The organism is Arcobacter sp. 15-2 (assembly GCF_047159865.1).
In the GTDB taxonomy this organism is placed as follows: Bacteria; Campylobacterota; Campylobacteria; order Campylobacterales; family Arcobacteraceae; genus JAIOSF01.
The window spans coordinates 464606-487546 of the sequence record NZ_AP038804.1 but is presented as its reverse complement, the minus strand read 5'-3'; the positions used below and the strand labels follow the sequence as shown (position 1 = coordinate 487546).

The 22941-nt window shown below is 29.9% G+C and carries 27 protein-coding genes and 2 tRNA genes; 20 read left to right on the top strand and 9 right to left on the bottom strand.

Annotated elements, in window-relative coordinates; genetic code table 11:
* Nucleotides 1-152 precede the first annotated feature (152 nt).
* From ACMCMH_RS02595 to ACMCMH_RS02585, 3 genes are all read left to right on the top strand, one after another.
* A complete protein-coding gene (locus tag ACMCMH_RS02595) occupies nucleotides 153-3821 on the top strand; it encodes a hypothetical protein (protein WP_412726795.1) in 3669 nt (1222 codons plus the stop codon).
* Between the two features lie 285 nt (nucleotides 3822-4106).
* A complete protein-coding gene (locus tag ACMCMH_RS02590) occupies nucleotides 4107-4667 on the top strand; it encodes a hypothetical protein (protein WP_412726793.1) in 561 nt (186 codons plus the stop codon).
* A 15-nt stretch (nucleotides 4668-4682) separates the two neighbouring features.
* On the top strand, nucleotides 4683-6458 hold the full coding sequence (locus ACMCMH_RS02585; protein WP_412726791.1) for a hypothetical protein: 1776 nt from the start codon (nucleotides 4683-4685) through the stop codon (nucleotides 6456-6458).
* Nucleotides 6459-6484: 26 nt separating this feature from the next.
* Here ACMCMH_RS02585 and ACMCMH_RS02580 read toward each other — a convergent pair whose 3' ends face one another.
* The 7 genes from ACMCMH_RS02580 to ACMCMH_RS02550 form a co-directional block, all read right to left on the bottom strand.
* The gene (locus ACMCMH_RS02580; RefSeq protein WP_412726789.1) at nucleotides 6485-7069 is read right to left on the bottom strand and encodes a hypothetical protein; all 585 of its coding nucleotides are present in this window, start codon (nucleotides 7067-7069) and stop codon (nucleotides 6485-6487) included.
* Between the two features lies 1 nt (nucleotide 7070).
* Complete coding sequence (locus ACMCMH_RS02575; RefSeq protein ID WP_412726787.1) at nucleotides 7071-7574, bottom strand: hypothetical protein; 504 nt, start codon at nucleotides 7572-7574, stop codon at nucleotides 7071-7073.
* A 112-nt stretch (nucleotides 7575-7686) separates the two neighbouring features.
* Nucleotides 7687-8226, bottom strand: coding sequence for an antirestriction protein ArdA (locus tag ACMCMH_RS02570; protein WP_412726785.1), 540 nt, complete (start codon nucleotides 8224-8226; stop codon nucleotides 7687-7689).
* A gap of 455 nt (nucleotides 8227-8681) precedes the next feature.
* A complete protein-coding gene (locus tag ACMCMH_RS02565; RefSeq protein WP_412726783.1) occupies nucleotides 8682-8933 on the bottom strand; it encodes a hypothetical protein in 252 nt (83 codons plus the stop codon).
* 1 nt (nucleotide 8934) lies between these two features.
* Nucleotides 8935-9111 carry a hypothetical protein gene (locus ACMCMH_RS02560; RefSeq protein ID WP_412726781.1) on the bottom strand — a complete coding sequence of 59 codons (177 nt, stop codon included), beginning with the start codon at nucleotides 9109-9111 and terminating at the stop codon, nucleotides 8935-8937.
* A 60-nt stretch (nucleotides 9112-9171) separates the two neighbouring features.
* Nucleotides 9172-9480, bottom strand: coding sequence for a DUF2958 domain-containing protein (locus tag ACMCMH_RS02555; protein WP_412726779.1), 309 nt, complete (start codon nucleotides 9478-9480; stop codon nucleotides 9172-9174).
* Between the two features lie 31 nt (nucleotides 9481-9511).
* Complete coding sequence (locus ACMCMH_RS02550) at nucleotides 9512-9862, bottom strand: ArdC-like ssDNA-binding domain-containing protein (RefSeq protein WP_412726777.1); 351 nt, start codon at nucleotides 9860-9862, stop codon at nucleotides 9512-9514.
* A gap of 631 nt (nucleotides 9863-10493) precedes the next feature.
* On the opposite strand from ACMCMH_RS02550, the gene ACMCMH_RS02545 reads away from it, so the two are divergent.
* Both ACMCMH_RS02545 and ACMCMH_RS02540 read left to right on the top strand, forming a co-directional pair.
* Nucleotides 10494-11117 carry a hypothetical protein gene (locus ACMCMH_RS02545; RefSeq protein WP_412726775.1) on the top strand — a complete coding sequence of 208 codons (624 nt, stop codon included), beginning with the start codon at nucleotides 10494-10496 and terminating at the stop codon, nucleotides 11115-11117.
* A gap of 12 nt (nucleotides 11118-11129) precedes the next feature.
* Nucleotides 11130-11597, top strand: a complete 468-nt coding sequence (locus ACMCMH_RS02540) for a hypothetical protein (protein ID WP_412726773.1) — start codon at nucleotides 11130-11132, stop codon at nucleotides 11595-11597.
* Nucleotides 11598-11668: 71 nt separating this feature from the next.
* On the opposite strand, the gene ACMCMH_RS02535 is transcribed toward ACMCMH_RS02540, so the two are convergent.
* Both ACMCMH_RS02535 and ACMCMH_RS02530 read right to left on the bottom strand, forming a co-directional pair.
* Entirely contained in the window at nucleotides 11669-12520 is an 852-nt protein-coding gene (locus tag ACMCMH_RS02535; RefSeq protein WP_412726771.1) for a hypothetical protein, read from the bottom strand.
* 148 nt (nucleotides 12521-12668) lie between these two features.
* Entirely contained in the window at nucleotides 12669-13256 is a 588-nt protein-coding gene (locus ACMCMH_RS02530) for a hypothetical protein (protein ID WP_412726769.1), read from the bottom strand.
* Between the two features lie 186 nt (nucleotides 13257-13442).
* On the opposite strand from ACMCMH_RS02530, the gene ACMCMH_RS02525 reads away from it, so the two are divergent.
* The 15 genes from ACMCMH_RS02525 to ACMCMH_RS02455 all read left to right on the top strand — a co-directional run bounded on the left by ACMCMH_RS02525 (nucleotide 13443) and on the right by ACMCMH_RS02455 (nucleotide 22941).
* Entirely contained in the window at nucleotides 13443-13745 is a 303-nt protein-coding gene (locus ACMCMH_RS02525) for a hypothetical protein (protein ID WP_412726767.1), read from the top strand.
* A complete protein-coding gene (locus ACMCMH_RS02520; protein WP_412726765.1) occupies nucleotides 13738-14145 on the top strand; it encodes a hypothetical protein in 408 nt (135 codons plus the stop codon). The genes ACMCMH_RS02525 and ACMCMH_RS02520 overlap by 8 nt, the downstream gene beginning before the upstream one ends.
* Nucleotides 14145-14405, top strand: a complete 261-nt coding sequence (locus ACMCMH_RS02515; RefSeq protein ID WP_412726763.1) for a hypothetical protein — start codon at nucleotides 14145-14147, stop codon at nucleotides 14403-14405. The genes ACMCMH_RS02520 and ACMCMH_RS02515 overlap by 1 nt, the downstream gene beginning before the upstream one ends.
* Before the next feature lies 1 nt (nucleotide 14406).
* Nucleotides 14407-15549: a tyrosine-type recombinase/integrase gene (locus ACMCMH_RS02510; protein ID WP_412726761.1), complete on the top strand. Its 1143-nt coding sequence runs from the start codon at nucleotides 14407-14409 to the stop codon at nucleotides 15547-15549.
* A gap of 145 nt (nucleotides 15550-15694) precedes the next feature.
* Nucleotides 15695-15771, top strand: a tRNA-Gly gene (locus ACMCMH_RS02505).
* A 12-nt stretch (nucleotides 15772-15783) separates the two neighbouring features.
* Nucleotides 15784-15860, top strand: a tRNA-Arg gene (locus tag ACMCMH_RS02500).
* A 63-nt stretch (nucleotides 15861-15923) separates the two neighbouring features.
* Nucleotides 15924-17552 (top strand): DNA primase, encoded by a 1629-nt coding sequence (gene dnaG / locus ACMCMH_RS02495; RefSeq protein ID WP_412726759.1) that lies wholly within the window; start codon nucleotides 15924-15926, stop codon nucleotides 17550-17552.
* Nucleotides 17553-17605: 53 nt separating this feature from the next.
* Entirely contained in the window at nucleotides 17606-17989 is a 384-nt protein-coding gene (locus ACMCMH_RS02490; protein ID WP_412726757.1) for a Rid family detoxifying hydrolase, read from the top strand.
* Between the two features lie 72 nt (nucleotides 17990-18061).
* Entirely contained in the window at nucleotides 18062-18370 is a 309-nt protein-coding gene (rplU, locus tag ACMCMH_RS02485) for a 50S ribosomal protein L21 (RefSeq protein WP_412726755.1), read from the top strand.
* A gap of 10 nt (nucleotides 18371-18380) precedes the next feature.
* Entirely contained in the window at nucleotides 18381-18635 is a 255-nt protein-coding gene (rpmA, locus tag ACMCMH_RS02480; RefSeq protein WP_412726753.1) for a 50S ribosomal protein L27, read from the top strand.
* A gap of 129 nt (nucleotides 18636-18764) precedes the next feature.
* The gene (gene obgE / locus ACMCMH_RS02475; protein ID WP_412726751.1) at nucleotides 18765-19865 is read left to right on the top strand and encodes a GTPase ObgE; all 1101 of its coding nucleotides are present in this window, start codon (nucleotides 18765-18767) and stop codon (nucleotides 19863-19865) included.
* Nucleotides 19853-20623: a glutamate 5-kinase gene (gene proB / locus ACMCMH_RS02470; protein ID WP_412726749.1), complete on the top strand. Its 771-nt coding sequence runs from the start codon at nucleotides 19853-19855 to the stop codon at nucleotides 20621-20623. The genes obgE and proB overlap by 13 nt, the downstream gene beginning before the upstream one ends.
* Nucleotides 20620-21543: a methionyl-tRNA formyltransferase gene (gene fmt, locus ACMCMH_RS02465; RefSeq protein WP_412726747.1), complete on the top strand. Its 924-nt coding sequence runs from the start codon at nucleotides 20620-20622 to the stop codon at nucleotides 21541-21543. Before proB ends, fmt begins: the two co-directional genes overlap by 4 nt.
* Nucleotides 21530-22159, top strand: coding sequence for a biotin--[acetyl-CoA-carboxylase] ligase (locus tag ACMCMH_RS02460; protein WP_412726745.1), 630 nt, complete (start codon nucleotides 21530-21532; stop codon nucleotides 22157-22159). The genes fmt and ACMCMH_RS02460 overlap by 14 nt, the downstream gene beginning before the upstream one ends.
* Entirely contained in the window at nucleotides 22156-22941 is a 786-nt protein-coding gene (locus ACMCMH_RS02455) for a ParA family protein (protein ID WP_412726743.1), read from the top strand. Before ACMCMH_RS02460 ends, ACMCMH_RS02455 begins: the two co-directional genes overlap by 4 nt.

Here is a 22941-nt window from a genome sequence, read left to right as displayed (position 1 = left end):
ATGAGTAGCTTTTATAGTTACTCACTTTTTTAACAGGTACTACAACATAATTTACTTAAATCACTCCTATATATATAGATACAAACTAAGCATTACGAAACCTTTTAGGCTTCTATTAATTAAAAAAAACTTAATAGATAGAGGTAAAAACTATGAAAACACTATTTAAAAACTTGTTACAGATATTTGTGTGTTTCAATCTAATTGTAGCTCCAGCTTTTGCGACATCAGCTCCTACAAGTGATGAAAGAACTTTAGACAAAATAGATACATTCTTGAAGTCATCTAAACCATCAGAAATTCCATTTATTGATTACATGGATGAATTTGTACATGATAGCTCACAACCATTAAAAAGGTTTGACTTATCTGGTTATGAAGGAAAAAGAGTATTCGTTGGATATGGTGTATATGATAAAGAGCAAAACTTTTGTAAGTATGTAGAAAAACCAAATGCTGGAGATATTGATTTATTCTTTGAAAAATCAACTACATTCAATAAACATTCATATGCTATATCTATGACTACAATGGACTATCAAAGATGTGTGAATTTAGCTAATGACTTTGGTGGTGTTCCTGTTTCGATTACTTCTTCTGCTGAAAATGGATTTATTTCAGGGAAGTTTGGTTCAAAATCAAAATGGATTGGATTAGAAAGAGCTTCTTGTCTTGACTCTTACCAAAATAAAGACGGAAAAAAGCAAGAATTCTTTAACTGGTCTTCATTATCTGAACAGGGTAATAATTGTGAACCTAATGAATTAAATGTTATTCAAAATGAATACGGAACTTGGAACAAAGTAGAGAATACGGAATTAAATCATTGTGTGATTGAAATTGATTCAGAAGACATTAAAAGACCCATTAAAATATGTGCTCCTTGGTGGAGAATTGAAAGAGAATATCCAAAAGAAAGAGAAACAAGTTTCTATGGAGTTGATGTATATAAAATTAATCAAGCTGATATTCCTGAACAATTTAATGTTTGTACTAAATATGATGAAACAGCATTAGAAGAATCTTTAGCAAGACCAAACAGAGAAGTGACTTGTACTTCATATTATGATACACAAATTGCTCCAGAGTGTTTAAGAAATCCAATGCAAGATATTTGCTTTGTAGATGAATGTAATGGTTATGTAAAAAATGCTTGTAGAATTGTAGATACAGTAAAGCCATATAAAGACTATACAAAAGCAGAAGCTGTAATGTCTGGTGCAAGAACAATCATGAAAGGTAAAGTAAATATTAAGACACATGTATATGATTGTCCTCCTTCTCCTCCGTCTTTAAAGTCTTGTGAAGAGAAATCTACTGTTATTATATTCCCTAAAGAATGTCCTTCAAGTGATTGTGCTGGTTATAGTCAATGTGTTCAAGATTCTACATCTATTGAAGAGAAAAATACTTGTGCTAGTAAATTTGAGTGTGAAAAAATATATGGAAATCCAGACTCAACAGAATTTGATGCAAGTGGTAATTTAGTATATTTAAAGAATGTTTGTAGTGATGGAACTGAATTAAAGTTTGAACCAAGCATTCAAAATAAATCTTCTAAGAAATGTTTAGAATATGAATATTACACTATTGAAGAAGAAGTTGACCAGAAATGTACATTAGAGAGACCTTATACTGATTATACTGTAGATACAAGCATCACAGAGCAAGATATCTATATGAATAATCCTAATTGTATTAGAAAGAATAATGTATTAGATGCAAGACCAACAGTTCAAGTGACATTTAAATATAAGAATTTTGGATGGTCTCAGACCATAATTAAAAAGACTTTTTTAGATGGAGAAGAGAATCTTGATGTTCAAGAAGGTAGTGATGCGGATATGGTAAATGCTGCTATGACACCACCACCAGCGGATTTATTCGATGGAACAGATACAACTACTCAAACAGTAAATGATGTAGCTTTAAATTATAATTGTGCTCAGTATAATCAATCGTGGTATGAAAGAAATGATGCTCAATTGAATAAGTCATATACTGTTAATAAAGTTGATAATCAAGGTAATCCATATTCATTAACATTTAAATCTTCTGGGATTTATAGTGATAATGGTACAACTCAATATTCTAAATTTACAAATGTAAATTCAGTAGAAGACTGTAATGCAATCAAAACTGAAATAGGTGGAACTTCTACAGACTATAATCCTTTAAATAAGTTATGTAAGGTTTATATTCCAAAAATGGCTGGAGACCAATTCTCTGTGATAAAAGGTAATGGTTCTTTTAATACATTAAATGAAGAATATAATGACTATACATTTATTACAAGTAATCCAGTTGACCAGCCTACTTGTGATGAAATTGCATTTTGTCTAAATGGAGCTTATAATGAATCAGCTTTTGTTAGTTCTGCTACTAATCAATGTCAAGTAACTATTGGAGATAATTTTGATTATCCAGATAAGCCAAACATTGAAAGTATAGATAGTGTTGTTCCAGATGGTTATACTGAAAATTGTGTGCCTTTATCATCAGAAGGTTCTTATCTTTCACAATTAGATGGTACACAAGATATTTTCTCTATTCAGGAAGTAACGACTGGAGATTTTGGATATTACAGTAACTATAGTAGTCATCCGTTCCAAAACAATGTGATTACAGTTAATGATAAGCAAGTTTATCCAATTATGCCTATTCCAATCATTGATGACCCATTGATTTACGAGTCTGGTTTTACTCAGACAAGTATATTAACAAAGTCTCCTAACATTGTTGCTGGAGCTATTGGTGGGGCTGCTGCTGGTGGTGCTTCATATGCTTATGCTTATGCAAGTTTAGGAGCAACAGGAGTAGGACTTATAGTTATTGTTGTTTTTGTATTAGTTGCTATGATTTTTGGTAAGAAACAAAAATTTAATGAGCAAGATTTTAAGTGGATTATCTACAAATTAGTTCCTATGCCTAGATATGTTGAAAACATTTATGGATATGACCATAGGCTTATCACATACAATCCAGATGGAAGTATTTATGTAGATGGAAGCAATAGAGTAAAACTTGTTTATGCTGAATTAGAGGGTCAAACAGGAACACTTAAACCAAGTGATTTCAAAGCAATGTTAAATAACTTATACACTCAAAAAGAGATGTTATTAACTTGTCAGGGATGGATGAAAAGCGATGTAGCTAATATCACTCACTCAGTTGAAAAAGGGGTTATTGTTGGTTATCCTTCTTGTAAAAAATTCAGCTGGTCTTGTGATAAGAGAAATACAGAAAACTATACACACAATAGAGACCCGTTCTTTAAGAGAATGGCTAATAACTATATTGGTGCAACGAATGGTGTAAGTATAGTAGTTCCTTATCTTGGAGATTATGAACTAATAGCTTATGACCAATATGATAATTTATTAGGTCAGATGACAATTAGAGAGGACGATTTTATAGAGTCCACAGCTAATATGTCTAAATATGCTCAGGTACTGTTTGGATTAGATATGAACTTAGCAGACGGAATTGATGAAGGTACTCAATCTAATGCCTGTAGATATGACTTAATGACTGAATGGGGTGGTGGAGTTTCTGGTATTTATTTCGAGAATAACGACACAGGGCAAAATCAGGATTGTCAAAAGTCTCATGATGGATATGTGAGAAATAATAGTGCAACTAAAATAACTATTAGACCTCTTTCTTCTGATAGAGCACATATTGTAAAGTTAGCGAAGCCTTTACCATTTGCTAACAGAGTGTTCTTAGTTACATTAAATGAGAAAGAAATTAGAGAGTATAGATGTTTTGATGAATTTGGTAATTGTGACAATGATTCGTTTAAATCGGAGCAAAACTAACAAATTTTAACATTTGAGAAGAGATTAAGTATATAAAACTTAATTTTTTCTTAAAATAATGCTATAACTATATCAGATATAAAGATTTCTTAATAAATTACAATTCGTTGTATTACAGTAACTGTAACTTTATAGTTTTTCTTTTCTATCTATCTTTTAAATAGGTATCTTCATATGTTCATCTCATAAAAATTATTTATTACAAAAGGGTCAAGCGATTGGCTCTTTTAAATCTATCATTTCCTTTTAGGTCTTCTTTAAATTTAACATTAAGAGGACAAAACTATGAAGAAATTATTAATTACATTAACATTACTAGGAACTGTTGCATTTGCTAACAATCTAAATACAGATATACAAGTTGCTGAAAAAGCATTAAAAGAAAAATTAGAATCTTCAAAAAAGATAGAAAAAGCACAGGCTGAAATGAGAGAGAAGTATAAATTAAATCTATCTCATGAAAATGTATCAGCATACAAAATTGTAAGAGCTAGAGCAATTCAAGCTCAACAATCAGCTGATAGAGCTAAAGAATATCTTACAAAGAAAAGCTATAAATTTTTAACTAGAGAAGTATGTGAAAATCTTAAACCACATGAAACTTTTTATAGTTCAGTTTGTAAAGCAAAATATACAAACCAAATTGATGAAGCTATTTCTGGGTTAGATTCTATATTAAAAGTAGATGCTAGAGCTTATTGTATGAAATCTATGGTTAGGCTTTTAAAGAATAATTCTGAAGCTATTTCAGAAACTACTAAAGATGTAATATTAGCAAAAGCAAAAGGATTTAAAAGAACAACAACTTGTTCAGATGCCTTTTTAATTGCATCAGCAAAAGAGTAATAGAGGTATAGACAAATGAAAAAGTTTATATCTCTTTTTTTAGTAGTTTTTTTATCTACAAATACATTAGCTAACTCAGTTATCTCTGAAGTCTGCGAACCTACAGGCTCAGAAGAATATTTTCCAATCACAGATGAAAGAGGTAATCTATTATTAACAAAAAAAGAATTTAATAGAAAATGTACACTCACAAAAGAAGTTCAAGGAGCTTGTATAAAGTGGGAATCTATCAAAGAAGATTTTGTTATAGAAGCTGAAGATTATGATGCTTATAGAAGTAGAAATCATGAATCTGGAATGGGTAGTCTGTTAGCTATGATTGGTGCATATGACCAACTTGAACACTTATGGAGTGGATGGAAAGGTTATTGTGAAATAGGAACGAAAACTAACTTTGACTGGGCTTCTGACCCTATGTTTTGGGCGGGGTTAATGGCAAGTGCTATTATGGATGGAAGTCAAGCTGGAGATGCAACTGCTGCAAAAGAAGCTGGTTTAAAAGCTTCTTCAGATGTTACTTCTACTGCATATAAAACAGCATATGATAATACAATTAAAGAAACACAAGGATTCTTAGCTGATACAGCATTAGGAGAAGGTATTCAATCAGCTCAAACTAATATCAGTAATTGGGCTGGAAGTACTTTGGGTACTTGGGTTGGAAATAATGCTGGTAAATGTTTAATGGCATCTGGATTCGATATGGCAAGTAGTTTATACCAATATGCTGGAAATGATGAAGCGGATGATATGTGTGACCCTGTAGATGAATTCTGTGGAAGCACGGAAGAACAAACACAAGAAGGAGACATCATAACAATAGATAAACAACAATATCTTGATATGATTGAACAACATCCAGACTTTGCTCAATACATTATTATCTTAGATGAAGAAGACGGAATTATGACTGTTAGATTTAAGAATCTAAACGAAATGGAAGGCATGGAAACTATGAACCAAGCCGAAATGGATGCTCTTAAAGAAAAGTTAAAGGCTATTCAATTGACTGTGTCAATGGTAATGGCTACAGCTAAATTAGGAGCTTGTTTAGGTACAGGAGCTAAGATAGGAGATTCTGTAAATACTTCATCTCAAACAGATGGAAGTGAAGAAGGTTTTTTATCAGTAAAAAATGGTTTAGGTATGGCAATAAGTTCTATACCAGCAGAATGGTTAGGACCTTATGGTGTTCTTGTGAAGGCTGCAATGCAAATTCTTCTAAATTTCATGTATTCATTTAATGATATTGATAGTTGTCATAATCAAGATGATGCAGATGAACAGGGTACAAGACATGCTAGAACTTGTGAAGCTCTTCCTCATGACTTATGTTATTTTGTATATGATAAATGTGTTGATAACTGTGGAGATGGCTTTTTAGGGTTAGCTAAAGAGCTTAGAGGGTTTAATTATTGCTGTTATGACCAAATATTAACAAAAGTATTAGTAGTACAGTTAAAAGCTCAATTAGGTAGAGATTGGAGTCATTGTACTGGTATTACATTAAGAGATTTAAATTATGTAAGCTTCAAACAATGTACAGAAGCTCAAAAAGCTGACGGAATAGACGGAGGAAAAGAAGGATTAGGAAACATCGGTGGAGGAGATACAGTTAAGTCTCCAGAAGAAGGTGGTTATGACCCTGAAGCAACTTTCCAATTCAAACATAAATGTGTAGACCTGACTGAGTTTAAAGATTATCTTAAAGCTCAAATAGGAGAAGATATAGATTTAAGTGATTTTGATAGCATATTTAACGATGTTAAAGGTCAAGCTGGTGGAATGTGATAGAGAGGGTTTTAAAGCCCTCTTTGTTAGTTAGAAAAAGGAATATTCCTTTTAGTGAAATAATCTTTTAAATCTTGTTTTGTAATGTGGTAGTTATATTTTTTATCATCCCACATTTTTGATAAATCAACTTTATCATTTATTGTTTTATCTATGCTCCAAACAGGAAACTGTTTTGGATGCTCTTTAAAGTAAAATACATTAATTTTAGACTGTCTACAATCTCCAACATAGTTTACACCCATTTTAAGACTATAGCAATGCTTTAAATAGCTATCTAATGTATTAATAGGAGTTCCCATAACATTATTAAATTTATCCCCTGTTACTAATGCGAAATACTTATAACCCATATGTTTTCCAAAGTGTGAAGCTTCTTTTAATTCCATTACTGTTCCAGCAAATTCCTTATGATTTTGTGCTCCAGATGTTGTAAAAGATGAATAGTCTTTAGGGAAAGCAACAAATGTATAAGAACCATTAGACTGTTTTTCTGCAATTACATCTCCTTCTTGGAAATGCTGTCCTAATTGTGGTTGATATGAACCACACCCTGTTAATGCCATAGCTGTAATACCAGCTAATACTGTTAATTTTAAATACTTAAACATCTTAGAATCCCCCCTTTACTATTTCTTTTATTTTATTCATAGAATCATCATTATACTTTTCTTTGTCTGTTGCAATAAATAGAACTGACCCTGTTGTCATAGTTCCATCTGGATTAGTAAATTCAACAACATACATAAACTCTCTTGTATAATATGAGTCTTTTATTTTTCCATCAATGTAACCAAATACACCCCCTATTACTGCTCCAGCTGACATTGCTTTTCCAGCATTAGACAAAAAGCCTTTTGCAATGTTTCCAGCTTGATTTTGTAAAGCATTAATAGCTCCATCAACTGCTCCATTATTAAGAGCACTTGACATTGAAGACATATATTCTTCTCTTGTTCCAAAGAATACTTCTTTTTTCTTTGTATCTTTTGTAATTATAAAATCTGGATTATAAACATTAGAGTAATAAGAATACTCTAATTCATTAACTGTTTTAGCATTTAATGCAGTAGCTAAAGCAATTGATATTAGTGATAATTTTAATAACTGTTTCATGTGTTCCTCCATGTTTTTATTTTATTATAACATAAAAAAATAGTTTTTTCTACAATTCTTTACAAAACTTTACAAATAAATTAATAAAGCCCTTGATTTAGGGCTTTTAATCTTAGCTTACATAAAAGAAAACATCGTTTTCTATTACTTCATAAGCACTATCTATCTCGAAATCTCTTGCTATTGCATCATAATCAATATTGTTAGAAACAATATCAGGTAACTCTGATAAATTAACTGTACTTTCAATATATTCTTCAGCTACATCTCGCATTGTCATATCTTCATATACATGCACTTCATCATAATGCTCAATTGCAGCTTCTAAATCATAATTAAGGTGGTCTAGTAAATAACTAATTCTTTTTAAATCGTGTTCGTCATACTGAGATAACTCTTCACACTTCTCATTTAGCTCAGAGATAGAACTATATTCATTAACTGTAAATAAACTGTATTCTGTTTCAAATTCGTAATCTGTAATAAATACTTCTTCATGTGTTTCATTGAATCCACAAGCTTCACTTCCTTCTTTAAGGATAGATTGAATTTCTTCTTGAAGCTCTTCTTCACACATTGGTAGAGTAATCCATTTTCCAATAAGGAAAGATTGGTTATAAGCTGATAGGTCTGTAATATAAATTTTTAACATTTTATGTCCTTTTATTTTCTGAAAAAGTTTTTACTTTTTTTTGAAGATTCTGAGAGAGTTTTTAACTCTGTTCTCAGTTTTCTCTTTTGTTAAAAAAGAAAAAGAATCATCTTCTTTTAAAGTAAGTTTTACTTCTTTCAGTTAGTTCTTCGAGTTGTTTTATGTAATGTAGTGATTAGATTAAATTCTTAAATTTCCTTATGAAGAATAAGGATATGTTTCAGAATTCATATAATAAAATGAAATGATTAAAACAACGAAACTAACTGATTTAAAACTACAATTAAAATTATGATTGTTTGATTTTTTGTTAAACAAAAGAAATAAGAAAACTGAGATAAGGAGTGTTTTGATTAAGCTTTTTAAAGATTAGACATTTGTCAAAAATGATATAAATATGTCATATATGATATATTTCTGGAAGGATTAAGGGAATGGCTTAAAGAAGAGACTGTTTATTTAACCTCCTCTTTCTCTTCTTCAAATACGACCTCTAGGTCTTCTCCCTGATATGTTTGCTCTGTGGTGTCAATCTCTTGATTGTCGTATTCCAGTTCTTTTCCTGTTTTGTAAAGTGCTCCACCTATCAAAACCGCTGCTGGATGGTTTATGTTAGAAATACCTTGCCCTAACTCCCGTGTTTTCTGAGCCATATAACAGCCCTGAAGGGCAAAAGTGATTAATACTAATAGTAATAGATGTTTCATACTAATCTTCCCTTCTTTCAACTGTTATTTCGCTTCTTTTATATCCTCTCTCTTTAATCTCTCTAATAATCCGAGCTTTGTCTTTAGAAGATACAAAAGAGATAGTAAAATCTCCAAAAGAAATATCATAACCTACTCTTTTTCCTCTATCGTAACTAAATCCCCACATATATGTCATAGTATTTTCTCCCCAAAATGTAATATTAAGTTATCCACTTTCTCAATACAAAAAGATAACTTATTTATGAATGTATTTAGCTTTTGCATCTTTAAGCTCCATATTCACAACTTCAACTTTTACTGGGTATTCTTTCCCTAGCTTCTCTAATTCATAAAGAGATACATAACCAAGTTCAGCACATTGAGGGTCATTAAGACACACATATCCAAAGAACACTTCATCTTCTTCAGAATATTCTGTTAATAACCAGCAATATTCATTATTAGCCCCTAACGATGCAACTAAGTGAACTACTGCCTTATCCCCTTTTCCATCTTGACTATACAGGGCTGGAACACCTTTTAATTTTTCTTCTGTAAATAACATAAATAATCCTTTTTGATAGTAGAAAAAGCCCTTATTGAGCTTTCTCTAATTGTTCTAAGTTATAAACTGTATAGTAAGAATAAGTCTTAATTTTCTTGTCACTATTTTCAACATCTTTTAATTTGAAGCTAAATAATTGCACTCCATACTCATTCTCTTTAACTTTTAAACCACTCTCTTCTAATTGGTCTTTAGATACCCACTCGTTGCTTTTTGATTTTAATTCAGCTTGTCTAGCAACTAAGATTAATTGATTAACTTTCTTATAGTTTCTCTTAGATACATGATTAACTTGAACTTGTGAAGCTGGTAATTGAATGTGATTCATTGAGTTCTCTAATGTTTCGATGTAAAGTCTTTCTACTGTAGTTGTGTTTTTCATAATTTGTCCTTTTAGGTTAATTTTTAATTTAACTGATACTTAAAAAAGTGTTTACTTTTTTTTAGATTTGAGAGTTTCATTTTCTGACTTCTTTTTATTTTAGAAGTTTAAAAATCTGTCTCAATCTTTTAAGTAAGTTTTACTTCTTTTTGAGTTATCGAGTTTTCATAAAAGTAGAGAATGTTTTAGTTCTTAATATATGCTTCAAATATGAAATATTTAAGCAATAGATTCATGAATAAATTAATAGATTGAATTGTTGAAAAGTTGATTCAAAAAGAATATTACATTAAAAGAGATAGATTGTTAAACTTCGTCTTGAAAATAAAAAATAGAAGTCAGTTGTTTTTAATGTTTTAATTTCTGTGAAATAGAAATTGTCCTTGTGAATTTATATTATTATGTCTATTTAGACAATTGCATAATATAAATTATTAAATAGATAAATCCCTATTTATCGGGCTTCATTAATTTTTTTGTAAAAATTTGTAAAGTTTTGTAAAAAATTGTAGATTTTTATTTTTGAATGTGTTATAATTACTGAAATTGATTTGTAAAAGTTTGTAAAGAATTGTAGAGCTTTTATAGATTAGAAAGCTAAAAAATTATAACATAGGAGGAAAGAAAGGTCATGAGTAGTTTTGCAACTTGGACTCCTAAAGGTGGAGTCGGAAAAACAACTTTTAGTGTACAACTAGCTACTATGCTGGGTTACACTTATGTTACGAACGATGAATATTGTTCGGCTGAAGATAAATTTGAGAAAGGAAAAGGTTTTCTTGTACCAGAAGGTCATCACGAAATTCCTTTTGCTGACAAAGTAGTATTCGACCTTGGTGGTTTTAAAGATGAAAGAATTAAGCCATTGCTTGAAAAAGTTGAAAAGGTAATAGTACCAACTTTAGATTCAGAGTATGATATTAAAGCCCTTACAAGCATTTTAAAGGCTTTAAGTACAATGAATAGTTCTGTAGTTATTCTTATTAATAACATAGAGCCTGATTATACTAATAAAGAAAATAAATATCATGAAGCTGATAGAGCTGAAAATGATATTATGAAAATTGTAGAAGATAATAAGCTTACATTTAAATCTTTACAATTTGTGAGAATTAGAAAATCAAAAGGCTATAAAACATTAATTAAAGAAAATGCTTCAGTATTTGATTATTGTAAAGATAATGGTGTGTTATTAAATAGATTTAGAAACATTATTGAAGATATGACAGTATTTAGAAATACTGTTCTTAACTAATGGGGGTGTCGTATGGATAACTACGGAGATTTACTAGGTAACAACAATAATACAAAGAAAGACGAGAAGTCTTCTGTATTAGAGGTTGTTAAACCTAAAAAAGGGAAAGTTGGTAGAAAGGTTGTTTCTTCTAATAAAAGAAGAACTATAAATCTACCAATAGCGGTTTCAGAGACTGAAAAGTCTTGGGTAAGTGAGCAAGTTTCAAATATTGAAAAATTGCTTGGAACTAAGGTGTCAACTTCTAATTTCATTAGACAAAAAGTGTTTAATGATAAGAAAATTGACTTATCAAAGATGAAAGCTTCTTCTAAAAAAGAGAAGAAAGATAAATCTCTACCTTTTTCTGTAAATTCAGATGAAAGAGAAGCTATTAAACAGAGTGCAAAGGCATTAGGAGATGAAATAGGCATAGAGCTTAATGTAAGTGCATATCTTAGATTAAAGCTGTTTATAGATATGCCAAGAGAAGAGAAATAAATCTCTCTTCTGGAACTGGTTTATTATGGTAAATTAGTTCTTTAAAAAATTCTCTCTAATTTCTATTATCTTTATTTAAATGTTCTATTTTTTCTTGAAATTTCTCTCTCAGCTACTGCATTAATTCTATCACTCTTATGAATAGTTGAAAAGTAAATAAGCTTTGACATTTGTACAGAGTCATTACAAATAAGATTTATTAAAATCTCTTCATCTTTTAGTAGCAACATCTTTTCTAAAACATCAACAGGTGTAGCTGTATTAGAAGCTATAGCTAATTTAACAACTTTGAATCTATCTTTAGATAACTTCTTTAAAATAGTTGCTGGTGTAGCTGTATTAGAAGCTACAACTGCTCTAAAGTCTTCATCTTCACTTTTAGAAGCATCTTCAATTAGCTCAACAGGACAATTTGGATTAGCTAAAACATTTTTTTGAATACTTTCAATATCTAATAAAAATAATTCATTTAACATCTCTTTAGTAGCACTTGGATTAGTAGAAATGCTTCTTTCTATTGAGCCAAAAAGTCCTCTTTCAATTTCATCTCTTTCTGTTTTATTTTTCATTAGCTCTTTTAACATTTCTTCTGAACAGTTTGGATTTTTAGCAACTGCTATTTTTATAAGCTTATCTTCTTCAAATTTTTTAAGAAAAAACTTTAATGTATCTAACGATGTGGCTGAATTAGATGCGATTCTAGTACATACAAGTACATCATCTTCATTCTCTAATGCTAAGTCATTCAGGACTGAAGCATCTGTATAACTAGAATGGATTAAAGCTGAGTTAATTTTTCTGCTATTAAGATTATAGAATTCTCTTGAAAATTGTCTCGTAATACTTTCTTCTCCTATTAAATTTAGTAATGTAACTATGTCGTATTTTCTATAGTTTTCTTTTGTAATTTTAATTGTAATCATAATAATTCCTTCATATTTTTTTAAATTTTCAGTTCTCTTCTTGAAAACTGATAAGAGAAGTATAATAGATTCTAACTTAATCTATTCTTAGACAATCTATTCCAGAATAGAATATATTATTTTCAAAAAAAGAAGCTTGATAAATAACTTATCTATTAGATAGTTCTTTATCTTTTGTTTCTTGAATAGATTCATCTTCTGTATCTAATTCAAACAGCTTTTCAGACCATTGCTTATATTCCTTATCATTTTTAAGTTTTCTTCTATATGCAATATATTCAGATTGCTCTCTATCAACAGGCTCTAATATAGATAGATTGTTCGCTGAAATGTTTTCTGCAAATAAAACTTCGTATTCGCTCTGAAATGCTTCTCTGGTAGCTCTATATTGTTTATATAGACCTAGTAATTCAATTCCTTTTTCTAAATACTCAATCGCTTCTTCTTTTGTTAATTGCTTTAACTTTCTGTTTCCTAACAAAAAGATTTGATGTTTAGTTGTTTTCTTTTTATATTGAGTCACTTCTCCCAAGGCTGTTTTTACAGTTTTTGCTGATTTTAAATCTGTGAAGTTCTCAGATGCAATAATTTTAAAAGATTTAGATTCTTCAAAATCTAACAGGTTCATCGTCGAGAAGCTGAACATTCTTTTAGCTGAAAAAGGTAGCTCTAGCTCTTTTAAAAGCTCCTCTGTTCTCTTTTCAATAGAGTTTAATTTGTCTACATATTCTTTCATTGTAGTCCTTATAAAAATAGTTTTGTATTTTGAAATTGTAGAACACAGAAGCTTAATATATTCTAAAATAGAATAGAACAAAAAAGAATTTATTGTCTAAGAATAAATTAAGATGGAATAAAATACAATTCTATTACAACTTATACCAGAATAGAATAAGTTGAAAAAGAATAAAAAGGATAAATTATGAAAATAACTGATAAACATTTTTTACAAAATATAGAAAATACAATTAATAAAATCAAAAACAAGGAGGTAGAGTTTACTTTACAATTATTTCTATCTATATTCATATATATAGTAGACAAAAAGCATCTTACAGAGGAGATGGTTGCATATCTAGCTCAATATTTTATTTCTAATAATGATTTAGAGAATGAGATATTTATTTTCTTGGATAAACACTTTAATATTGAAGCAATTGAATTTACATGGACTAAAGAAGTAAGAGTAATTAATGTTCAAAGAAAAGAGGTGTGTGATGCTTAGAATAGAAGATATTACAACACTTGACGAAGGTGTAGTTTATTTAAGTCATATCACTAAAAAAGGACATAAATTGACACTTGATGAAATACATCTAGCTGCAAAAACACATGGTCAAAATGGAATGAGAAATGCTTATTTTCTTTATTCAAAAATGATTACAGATAAATTTGACGATGCTTATATTTTACTTTCTCCTCTTTTAATGATGAACTCTAAAAGAGCTGAGTTGGAAAAAAAGATTGAGCATATTATGTCTTTAAAAAATACTCTTGATATTAAAGTAAATTATAAAGAAAGTGAAGTTCATCCACAAGCTGTTTTTATTGCATTCTACTTACTTAAAAATCAGGTGCTACCTAATTTAAAGCCTTTAAATTTTAGTAAATTTGGAGGTGCATGATGAGTGCTAATCATTCTGCTGAATTACAAGAAATAAAAGCTTTGTTATTAGAACAAAGAAGCCTTATAAATGCACTATTTCCAAACGAAGTTGATATTGCATTTATAACACAAAGAACTGGCATGACTCGACAAGGAGTTAGAAAAAGATTATTAGAAAATTATGAAATTGAAGAAGATTTTTGGAAAAAAGGTAGTAAAATATTCATGTCAAAAACGACTGCTCTTCAGTTTCTAAAATTAGATACAAGAGGAGTATAAAATGAGTAAAACATTAACATTTAGCGATGGTTCTTTTTTTGAAAGAAATGAAAGATTGTATGTACAAGGTACAATCAATGGTAAGAGATATAAAAAGTCTATTAATAAAAAGGCAACTTCTCTTAACAAGAAATGGATTAAGAAACAAGACCCTATCGAAGTTCTTTTAAAAATATTAGGTATTGAAAAACATGCTGAAGAAAACCTACCAACTTTTGAAGAGTTTGGATTAGCTGTTCTTGAAGCAACAAGTCAAAACCGAAGTAAAACAACACAAGCTGATTATGTAAGAATCTTTAATATTAGCATTCTTCCATACTTTAAAGATTACGAATGGCATGAAATTAAACCTTTTGATTTAAGTGCTTTTTTCAAAAAACTTATCTCTGAATATTCAAGTGAGAGAAGTAAAAGAACAAAAAGTATTTTAAAGACAATTGTATCATCTGCATATGATGAAGAATTTATGCCTAAAAATCCATTTGATACTGAGACTATCAGAAACCATTACTTTAAGCAAACAGTTAAGAATACACAAGCTTATTCTGTTACAGAAGCAAAAGAAATGTTAACAAAGTCAAAAGGATGGTTAAAAATCTATTTAGAGCTTGGTTTTAAATATGGTTTGAGGTCTGGAGAATTAATGGGTCTAAAATGGGAAGATTTTGATTTAGAAAAAGGATACTTTAAAATCAATAGAAGTATCAGCAAAGGGATTATTACAGAATCTTCTGAAACTGTTCATGCTAATAAAAATCACTTAAGAGAAGTTTATATGTTTCCTGAAACTATTGAGCTTTTAAAAGCATATTCTAATTTCAGATTTTCAGATGAATGGTTATTTGTAGCAAAAGAAGGGAAACCTTATAAAGAATCTCAAACTATCATTAATCATTGGCTGAAACCATTTTTAGAAGAAATTGGTATAAAATACAAAACAGGTTATGCAATGAGACGAACTTATGTTTCAGTTATGAAACAATCTGAAAAAGTTGATTTATCAGATATTCAAGAAGTTGTAGGTCATGCTGAAGGTTCTCATGTGACAGAAAAACATTATAATCTTGATGTTTTAACGAATGAACAAAAACAAGAAAAAGCAAGATTAAATGGAAGTGTATTTAATCTTTTACTTGGAATGTAATTAAGTTTCAATTAAGTTTGTTTGTCCCAATTTCGTCCCACAAGGTCTTGAAAGCCCTATATAGGCTCAACCATTCCACCTTGAGGGGCTCGTGCTTAACGGCGTGAGGGTTCAAATCCCTCCAGCTGCACCATTCAAATTTTAAGCGGGAGTAGCTCAGTTGGCTAGAGCCTCTGCCTTCCAAGCAGATTGTCGCGAGTTCGAGTCTCGTCTCCCGCTCCATTTAAAATATATGCTTCCTTAGCTCAGCTGGATAGAGCAACGCCCTTCTAAGGCGTAGGTCACACGTTCGAATCGTGTAGGGAGTACCACTTCAATGCAAATAACATATCTTTTAATTTAGTATATATAACATATATAGTATTATTACTTCAATGATAACCAAAGAATCTATAGAAAATTTAAAATCCCATCTTGATATTGTAGATGTAGTATCTCAATTTATAGAACTAAAAAAATCAGGTGCTAACTTTAAGGCTTGTTGCCCTTTTCACGGAGAAGACACACCGTCTTTTGTAGTGAGTCCTGTAAAACAAATATATCACTGCTTTGGTTGTGGAGCTGGTGGTGATAGTATCAAATTTGTTATGGAGCATGAAAAACTTTCTTATCCAGAAGCTTTAGAAAAACTAGCTTCCATGACAAATGTATCGCTACAATACGATAACAATCAAAAAAAAATAGATTCAAGTATAATTGTAAAAGTAAATGAATACTATCAAAAACTTCTTACTCATAATGAAGAATCAAAAAAATATTTAAAAAGTCGAGGTATTTCGGATTTTTCGATAGAGAAATTTGAGATAGGGTATGCCGCATCATCTAATGACACAATTAATTTTCTTAAAACAAATTTCTTAAATCTTGCAGATGCAAAAGAGTTTGGTATAATTGATACAGGACAAAATGGTTTGTATGCAAGATTTATTGATCGTATTACTTTTCCTATTTATACCATAAGTGGAACAGTTGTAGGGTTCGGAGGAAGAACTATCTCTGGACATAATGCAAAATATGTAAACTCTCCTCAAACCAAGGTTTTTAATAAATCGCGGCTTCTTTATGGGTACAATTTAGCAAAAGAGAGTATTTATAAACAAAAATCTGTTATTGTTACTGAGGGTTATCTAGATGTAATTATGTTGCATCAAGCAGGCTTTTCAAATGCCATTGCTACATTAGGAACAGCATTAACAAAAGAACATCTTCCTCTTTTAAGTAGAGGTGAACCAAAAGTTGTAGTAGCTTATGATGGAGATAAAGCAGGAATAAATGCTGCATATAAAGCAAGTTTATTATTAAGCCACAGTCAGTTTCAAGGTGGAGTGGTAATATTTAAAGATGGACAAGATCCTGCAGATATGGTGAATGCAAACAAATTAGATGAGCTTAATTTGATGTTTAATAAAACAACACCATTTATTGTATTTGTTTTAGATTTTATTATTGATAAATATAACTTAGATAACCCACAAGAGAAACAAAGTGCTTTAAAAGAAACAAACGAATATTTAAAAACATTGAGTCCTATTTTACAAGAAGAATATTCAAGTATGATAGCTAGAAAACTTAATGTAAATGCACAGTTAGTTCAAGTACAACATTATGAAAATCAGCGTTCTTCTAATGTAAATCTTTCATCTATAGATATTTCTGAATTGAGCATTATCAAAACATTATTAGACAATAAAGAATTATTATCAGAAGTTAGCAAAGAACTTATCCCTGAGATGTTTGAAATTCACGGAAAAGAGTATATCACATTATTAGAAAATGCAGAGGACCCAAGTCTTATAGGATTAATGTTAAACGAACATTTGATTTCATATACAAAAGAGGAATTATCAAATCAACTGTCCATTATTATGAGTCCTTTCTATAAAAAGAAATTACAACAAATAAAATATAGTGAAGATTTAAAATTTAGAGAAAAAGCAATGCAAACAAGAGAAATTCAATATAAACTAAGAGAGTTAAATTGTAAAAAACTTATTATAGGTTAAAAGAATAATTAACTATGAATATTGTATAATTCAAAAAAAACTGAGGAAAAATAATGGAATTTTTAACGACACCAAATGCACCTGCTGCAATAGGACCTTATTCACAAGCTGTAAAATTTAATGGAGTTTTATATTCATCTGGACAAATTGCCTTAAAAGCAAATGGTGAAATGATAGAAAATGATATCAAGAAACAAACAAGACAAATTTTTGCTAATTTAAAAGCAATTTTAGAGGATAATGGTACATCATTTAGCGAGGTAATTAAAATAAATATTTTTTTAACAGACATGAATGACTTTGGAATAGTAAATGTAATCATGGCAGAAGTTTTTGGAGAGCATAAACCAGCTCGAAGCACAGTTCAAGTTGTAGCTTTACCAAAAAATGCAATGATTGAGATGGATGTAATAGCTACTGTTGCCGATTTTCACTAAGAAAAACAGTTTAAAGTATATTTAAAGATATTTTATGTATAATTCGCTTTATAAATTTTAGAGGATATGCTAATGTACGCAATTATCAAAACTGGTGGAAAACAATACAAAGTATCAGAAGGTGATATTTTAAATGTTGATAAGCTAAGTAAAGAAGCAAAAGAAACAATCGAATTTACAGAAGTTATAGCTGTAAATGATGGAAATGCACTTACAACTGGTGAATCAGTTGCAAATGCTAAAGTAACAGCTGAAGTTATCGTTGAAGGTAGAGATAGAAAAGTTATCTCTTACAAAAAACTGAGAAGAAAAGATAGTAAACTTAAAAGAGGTTTCAGAAGAAGCTTCACTAGAGTAAGAATTACTAAAATAGCGGCATAAGGAAGAAAATATGGCTCACAAGAAAGGTCAAGGTAGTACTAATAATAATAGAGACTCAGCTGGTAGAAGACTAGGAGTTAAAAAATTTGGTGGTGAATCAGTAGTTGCTGGAAATATCATTGTTAGACAAAGAGGAACAAAAGTACATGTTGGTACTGGTGTTGGAATCGGAAAAGATCACACAATTTATTCTTTAATAGACGGTGTAGTTAAATTTGAACAAAAAGATAAAAAAAGAAAAAAAGTATCAGTTTACGCTTCATAGGTAGTAAATTTATATAATTATTTAAGGCACTGTAGCGTTTGCTATGGTGCCTTTTTTTTTAATAACAGATAATTAATAATATATAGTTTGTCCAAAGTATATGTTATTAATTAGAAATCGGAGAATAATATGTTTGTAGATAATGCCAGTTTAACAGTTAAATCTGGAAAAGGTGGAGCAGGATGTGTTTCATTTAGAAAAGAAAAGTTTGTGATAAAAGGTGGGCCAGATGGCGGTTCAGGTGGAAAAGGCGGAGATGTTTATTTTGAAGTAGATAATAATACTGATACTCTTTCTACATACAAAGGGATGCACCATGTTAAAGCTGATAATGGGCAACCAGGAATGGGAAGTAACTGTAGTGGTAAATCTGCAAAACCTGTTGTACTAAAAGTTCCACCAGGAACTCAAGTAATTGATGAAGATACAGAAGAGATACTATTTGATTTATTAGAAGATAAGCAAAGAGTATTGTTTTTAGAAGGTGGAAAAGGTGGATTAGGAAATACACACTTTAAAAACTCAAGAAATCAGACACCAAGTTATGCACAACCAGGACTTGTTGGTACAACAAAAAATATTCGTTTAGAACTTAAACTTATAGCTGATGTAGGTTTAGTTGGATATCCAAATGTTGGTAAATCAACTCTCGTATCAACAATATCAAATGCGACACCTCAAGTTGCAAATTATGAATTTACAACACTTACTCCTAAATTAGGTGTTGTTGATGTTGGGGATTACAATTCATTTGTAGCTGCTGATATCCCTGGTATAATTGAAGGTGCTAGTGATGGAAGAGGTTTAGGAATCGAATTTTTAAAGCATATTGAGAGAACAAAAACATTACTTTATATGATTGATATGTCAAATTATAGAGAGATGATGGATCAATACGAAGTTTTAAAAGAGGAAGTTGGAAAATTCTCTAAAGAGTTGAGTGGTAGAAAGTTTGCTATTGCTTTAACAAAAATAGATGCAATACCATCAGAAGAATTAAATGAAAAAATTACACAATTTATTGAAGCAATTGGATTGAGTCTTTCAAATGAAAACACCTTTTCGTTTGAAAAAGATAAAAAATATTTTTTACAAGAATTAACATATACAAAGTATAATGAAGAGTTACCATATTTTGTTTTACCTATCTCATCTGCAACTCATGATAATATTAATGGATTGAAATATGCATTATACGATTTGATTAGTAGGGATCGATGCGAAGAATAGTATTAAAAGTTGGTAGTGCTGTTCTTACAGAAAATGGAGCAATAGCATTAGAACGATTACATAATTTAGTTGAACTTATCTCTTTATTACAAAAAAGATATGAAGTTATTTTGGTAAGTTCTGGTGCAGTTGCTGCTGGATATTCTTTGTTAAAACTTGATAAAAAAATAGTCTCAAATAAACAAGCATTAGCAGCATTGGGGCAACCATTACTTTTACACACTTATCGAGATGAATTTGCAAAATACGATATACTGTGCTCTCAAATTTTACTTGAAGCATCAATTTTTTACGATAAAAAACGACTAAGTCATGCCCAAGATGCTATGGAAGTGATGATGAAACATAAAATAGTGCCTATTATCAATGAAAATGATGTAACTGCAACTGATGAGTTAGTATTTGGTGATAATGATCAGTTATCTGCATACATCACACACTATTTTAATGCAGATATTTTAGTGATACTTACTGATATTGATGGTTTTTATGATAAAAATCCACATCACTTTGATGATGCAAAATTACAAAAATATGTACATACTATTGATAATAATCAATTAAAAGAGAAACATAGTGCAAATAGTGAATTTGCAACAGGTGGAATTGTAACAAAACTAAAAGCAGCAGATTTTTTAATAAACAATAAAAAAAATATGTTTTTAACAAGTGGCTTTGATTTGGATTGTGTGAAAGAGTTTTTATTAGAAAACAAACATAATAATGGAACATTATTTATAGGAAAGGACAATAAATGACTCAACTAAAAAGAATTATATTTATGGGTACGCCAGACTATGCGACAATTATTTTTGAAAGATTACTTGAAAAAAATTATAATATTGTTGCACTTTTTACACAGCCAGATAAACCAGTTGGTAGAAAACAGATACTAACACCTCCTCATATAAAAAAGTTTGCTTTGGACAATGGATTATCTATACCAATTTATCAACCAAATACACTTAAAGAAAATGCAATTCAAAGTACTTTAATTGATCTAGAACCTGATATTATAATTGTAGCTGCTTATGGTCAAATATTACCAAAAGAGATATTAAGTATTGCTCCTTGTATTAATTTACATGCTTCACTTTTACCAAAATACAGAGGTGCTAGTCCTATTCAGCAATCATTACTCAATGATGATAAATTTTCTGGGGTAACTGCCATGAATATGGATATAGGTTTAGATAGTGGAGACATCTTAGGTTATAAATATGTTGCCATAGATAAAGATACGGTCGTAAGTTTGCTATTCGACCTTTTGTCTAAATGTGCGGCACTTTTAACTATAGAAATATTAGAAAGAATAGATGATATACTACCTCAAAAGCAAAATCTTTCTCTTGTGTCTCATTGTAAAAAAGTATGTAAAAGCGATGGTTTGGTAGATTTTACAGATGCAAATGAATTTTACAATAAATATAGAGCATTTCAGTCTTGGCCAGATATTTATTTAGAAAGTGGTTTAAAGATAAAAGAGTGCTTATTAGTGGAAAAAGATTCGAAAAATCTATCTGGTACTATTTTGTCGATTCAAAAAGAGTCTATTATCGTTGGTTTTGAAAGAGGAACAGTTAAAATAGTAAGTATTCAACCTTCATCAAAAAAACAGATGAATGTTGTAGATTATATTCGAGGTAAAAGGTTAGAAATTGGAGATGATTTTTCTTGAATCTGTTGATTCAACTCATACATATATAAAACGATATATTTCTGAAAATGGATACAAAGAACCATTGGCAATCATAACGCAAAATCAAACAAATGGAATTGGTAGTAGAGATAATAAATGGGAAGGAAAAAATGGTAATCTTTTTTTCTCCTTTGTAATTCATCAAGAAGAACTACCGATAGATTTACCCCTACAATCTTCATCAATATATTTTAGTTTTTTCATTAAAGAGATTTTGTCTGATTTAGGTTCCAAAGTTTTTTTAAAATGGCCCAATGATTTTTATTTAAATGAAAAAAAAATTGGGGGTACCATAACAAACTTTTCAAATAACCTTTTATATTGTGGTATAGGTTTAAATTTGAAACAATTTAATAGTAGTTATGGAGGTCTGGACATTGAGATAAATCTTCATAACTTCTTGGAAAATTATTTCAATCTGATTAAGAAGAAAATGAAATGGAAGAAGATTTTTAGTAAATATAGGATAGAATTCGAGAGTAACAGACAATATACAACAACTATCAATAATAAAAAAGTATCTTTAAAAGATGCTCTTTTAAATGAAGATGGATCTATCAATATTTCTAATGAAAAGGTATTTAGTTTAAGATGACTCAAGTTATTACAATAGCAAATCAAAAAGGTGGAGTTGGAAAAACAACTACAGCGGTTAATTTAAGTGCAGCACTTGCCCTAGAAGGGAAAAGAGTTTTACTCATAGATGCCGATCCTCAATCAAATGCAACAACAAGTTTAGGTTTTCATAGAGATTCTTACGAATATAACCTTTACCATGTAATGTTAGGGACAAAAGAGATAAGTGATATTATTTTAGAGTCAAAAGATATTGAAAATTTATTTGTAGCACCTTCAAATATTGGTTTAGTTGGTATTGAAAAAGAGTTTTATAAAAATACAAAAGACAGAGAGTTAGTTTTAAAAAGAAAATTAGATTTGATTAGAAATGATTACGATTTTATAATAATTGATTCACCTCCTGCTTTAGGACCACTTACCATAAATACTTTAAGTGCAGCAACCTCAGTGTTAATACCTATTCAATGTGAATTTTTTGCGCTAGAAGGTTTGGCACAATTATTAAATACTATTAAACTAATAAGACAAACTATTAATAGGCAACTTGACATAAAAGGTTTTTTACCAACTATGTATAGTGCACAAAATAATCTATCAAAACAAGTTTTTGCAGACTTAGCTAAGCATTTTGAAAATAAACTTTTTAAATGGGATAACTCATCTTATGTAGTTGTACCAAGAAATGTAAAATTAGCAGAGAGTCCAAGTTTTGGAAAACCAATTATGCTTTATGATCCAAAGTCTAGTGGAACGAAAGCATATACAAATTTAGCTAAAGCAATTTTACAACAAGGATAA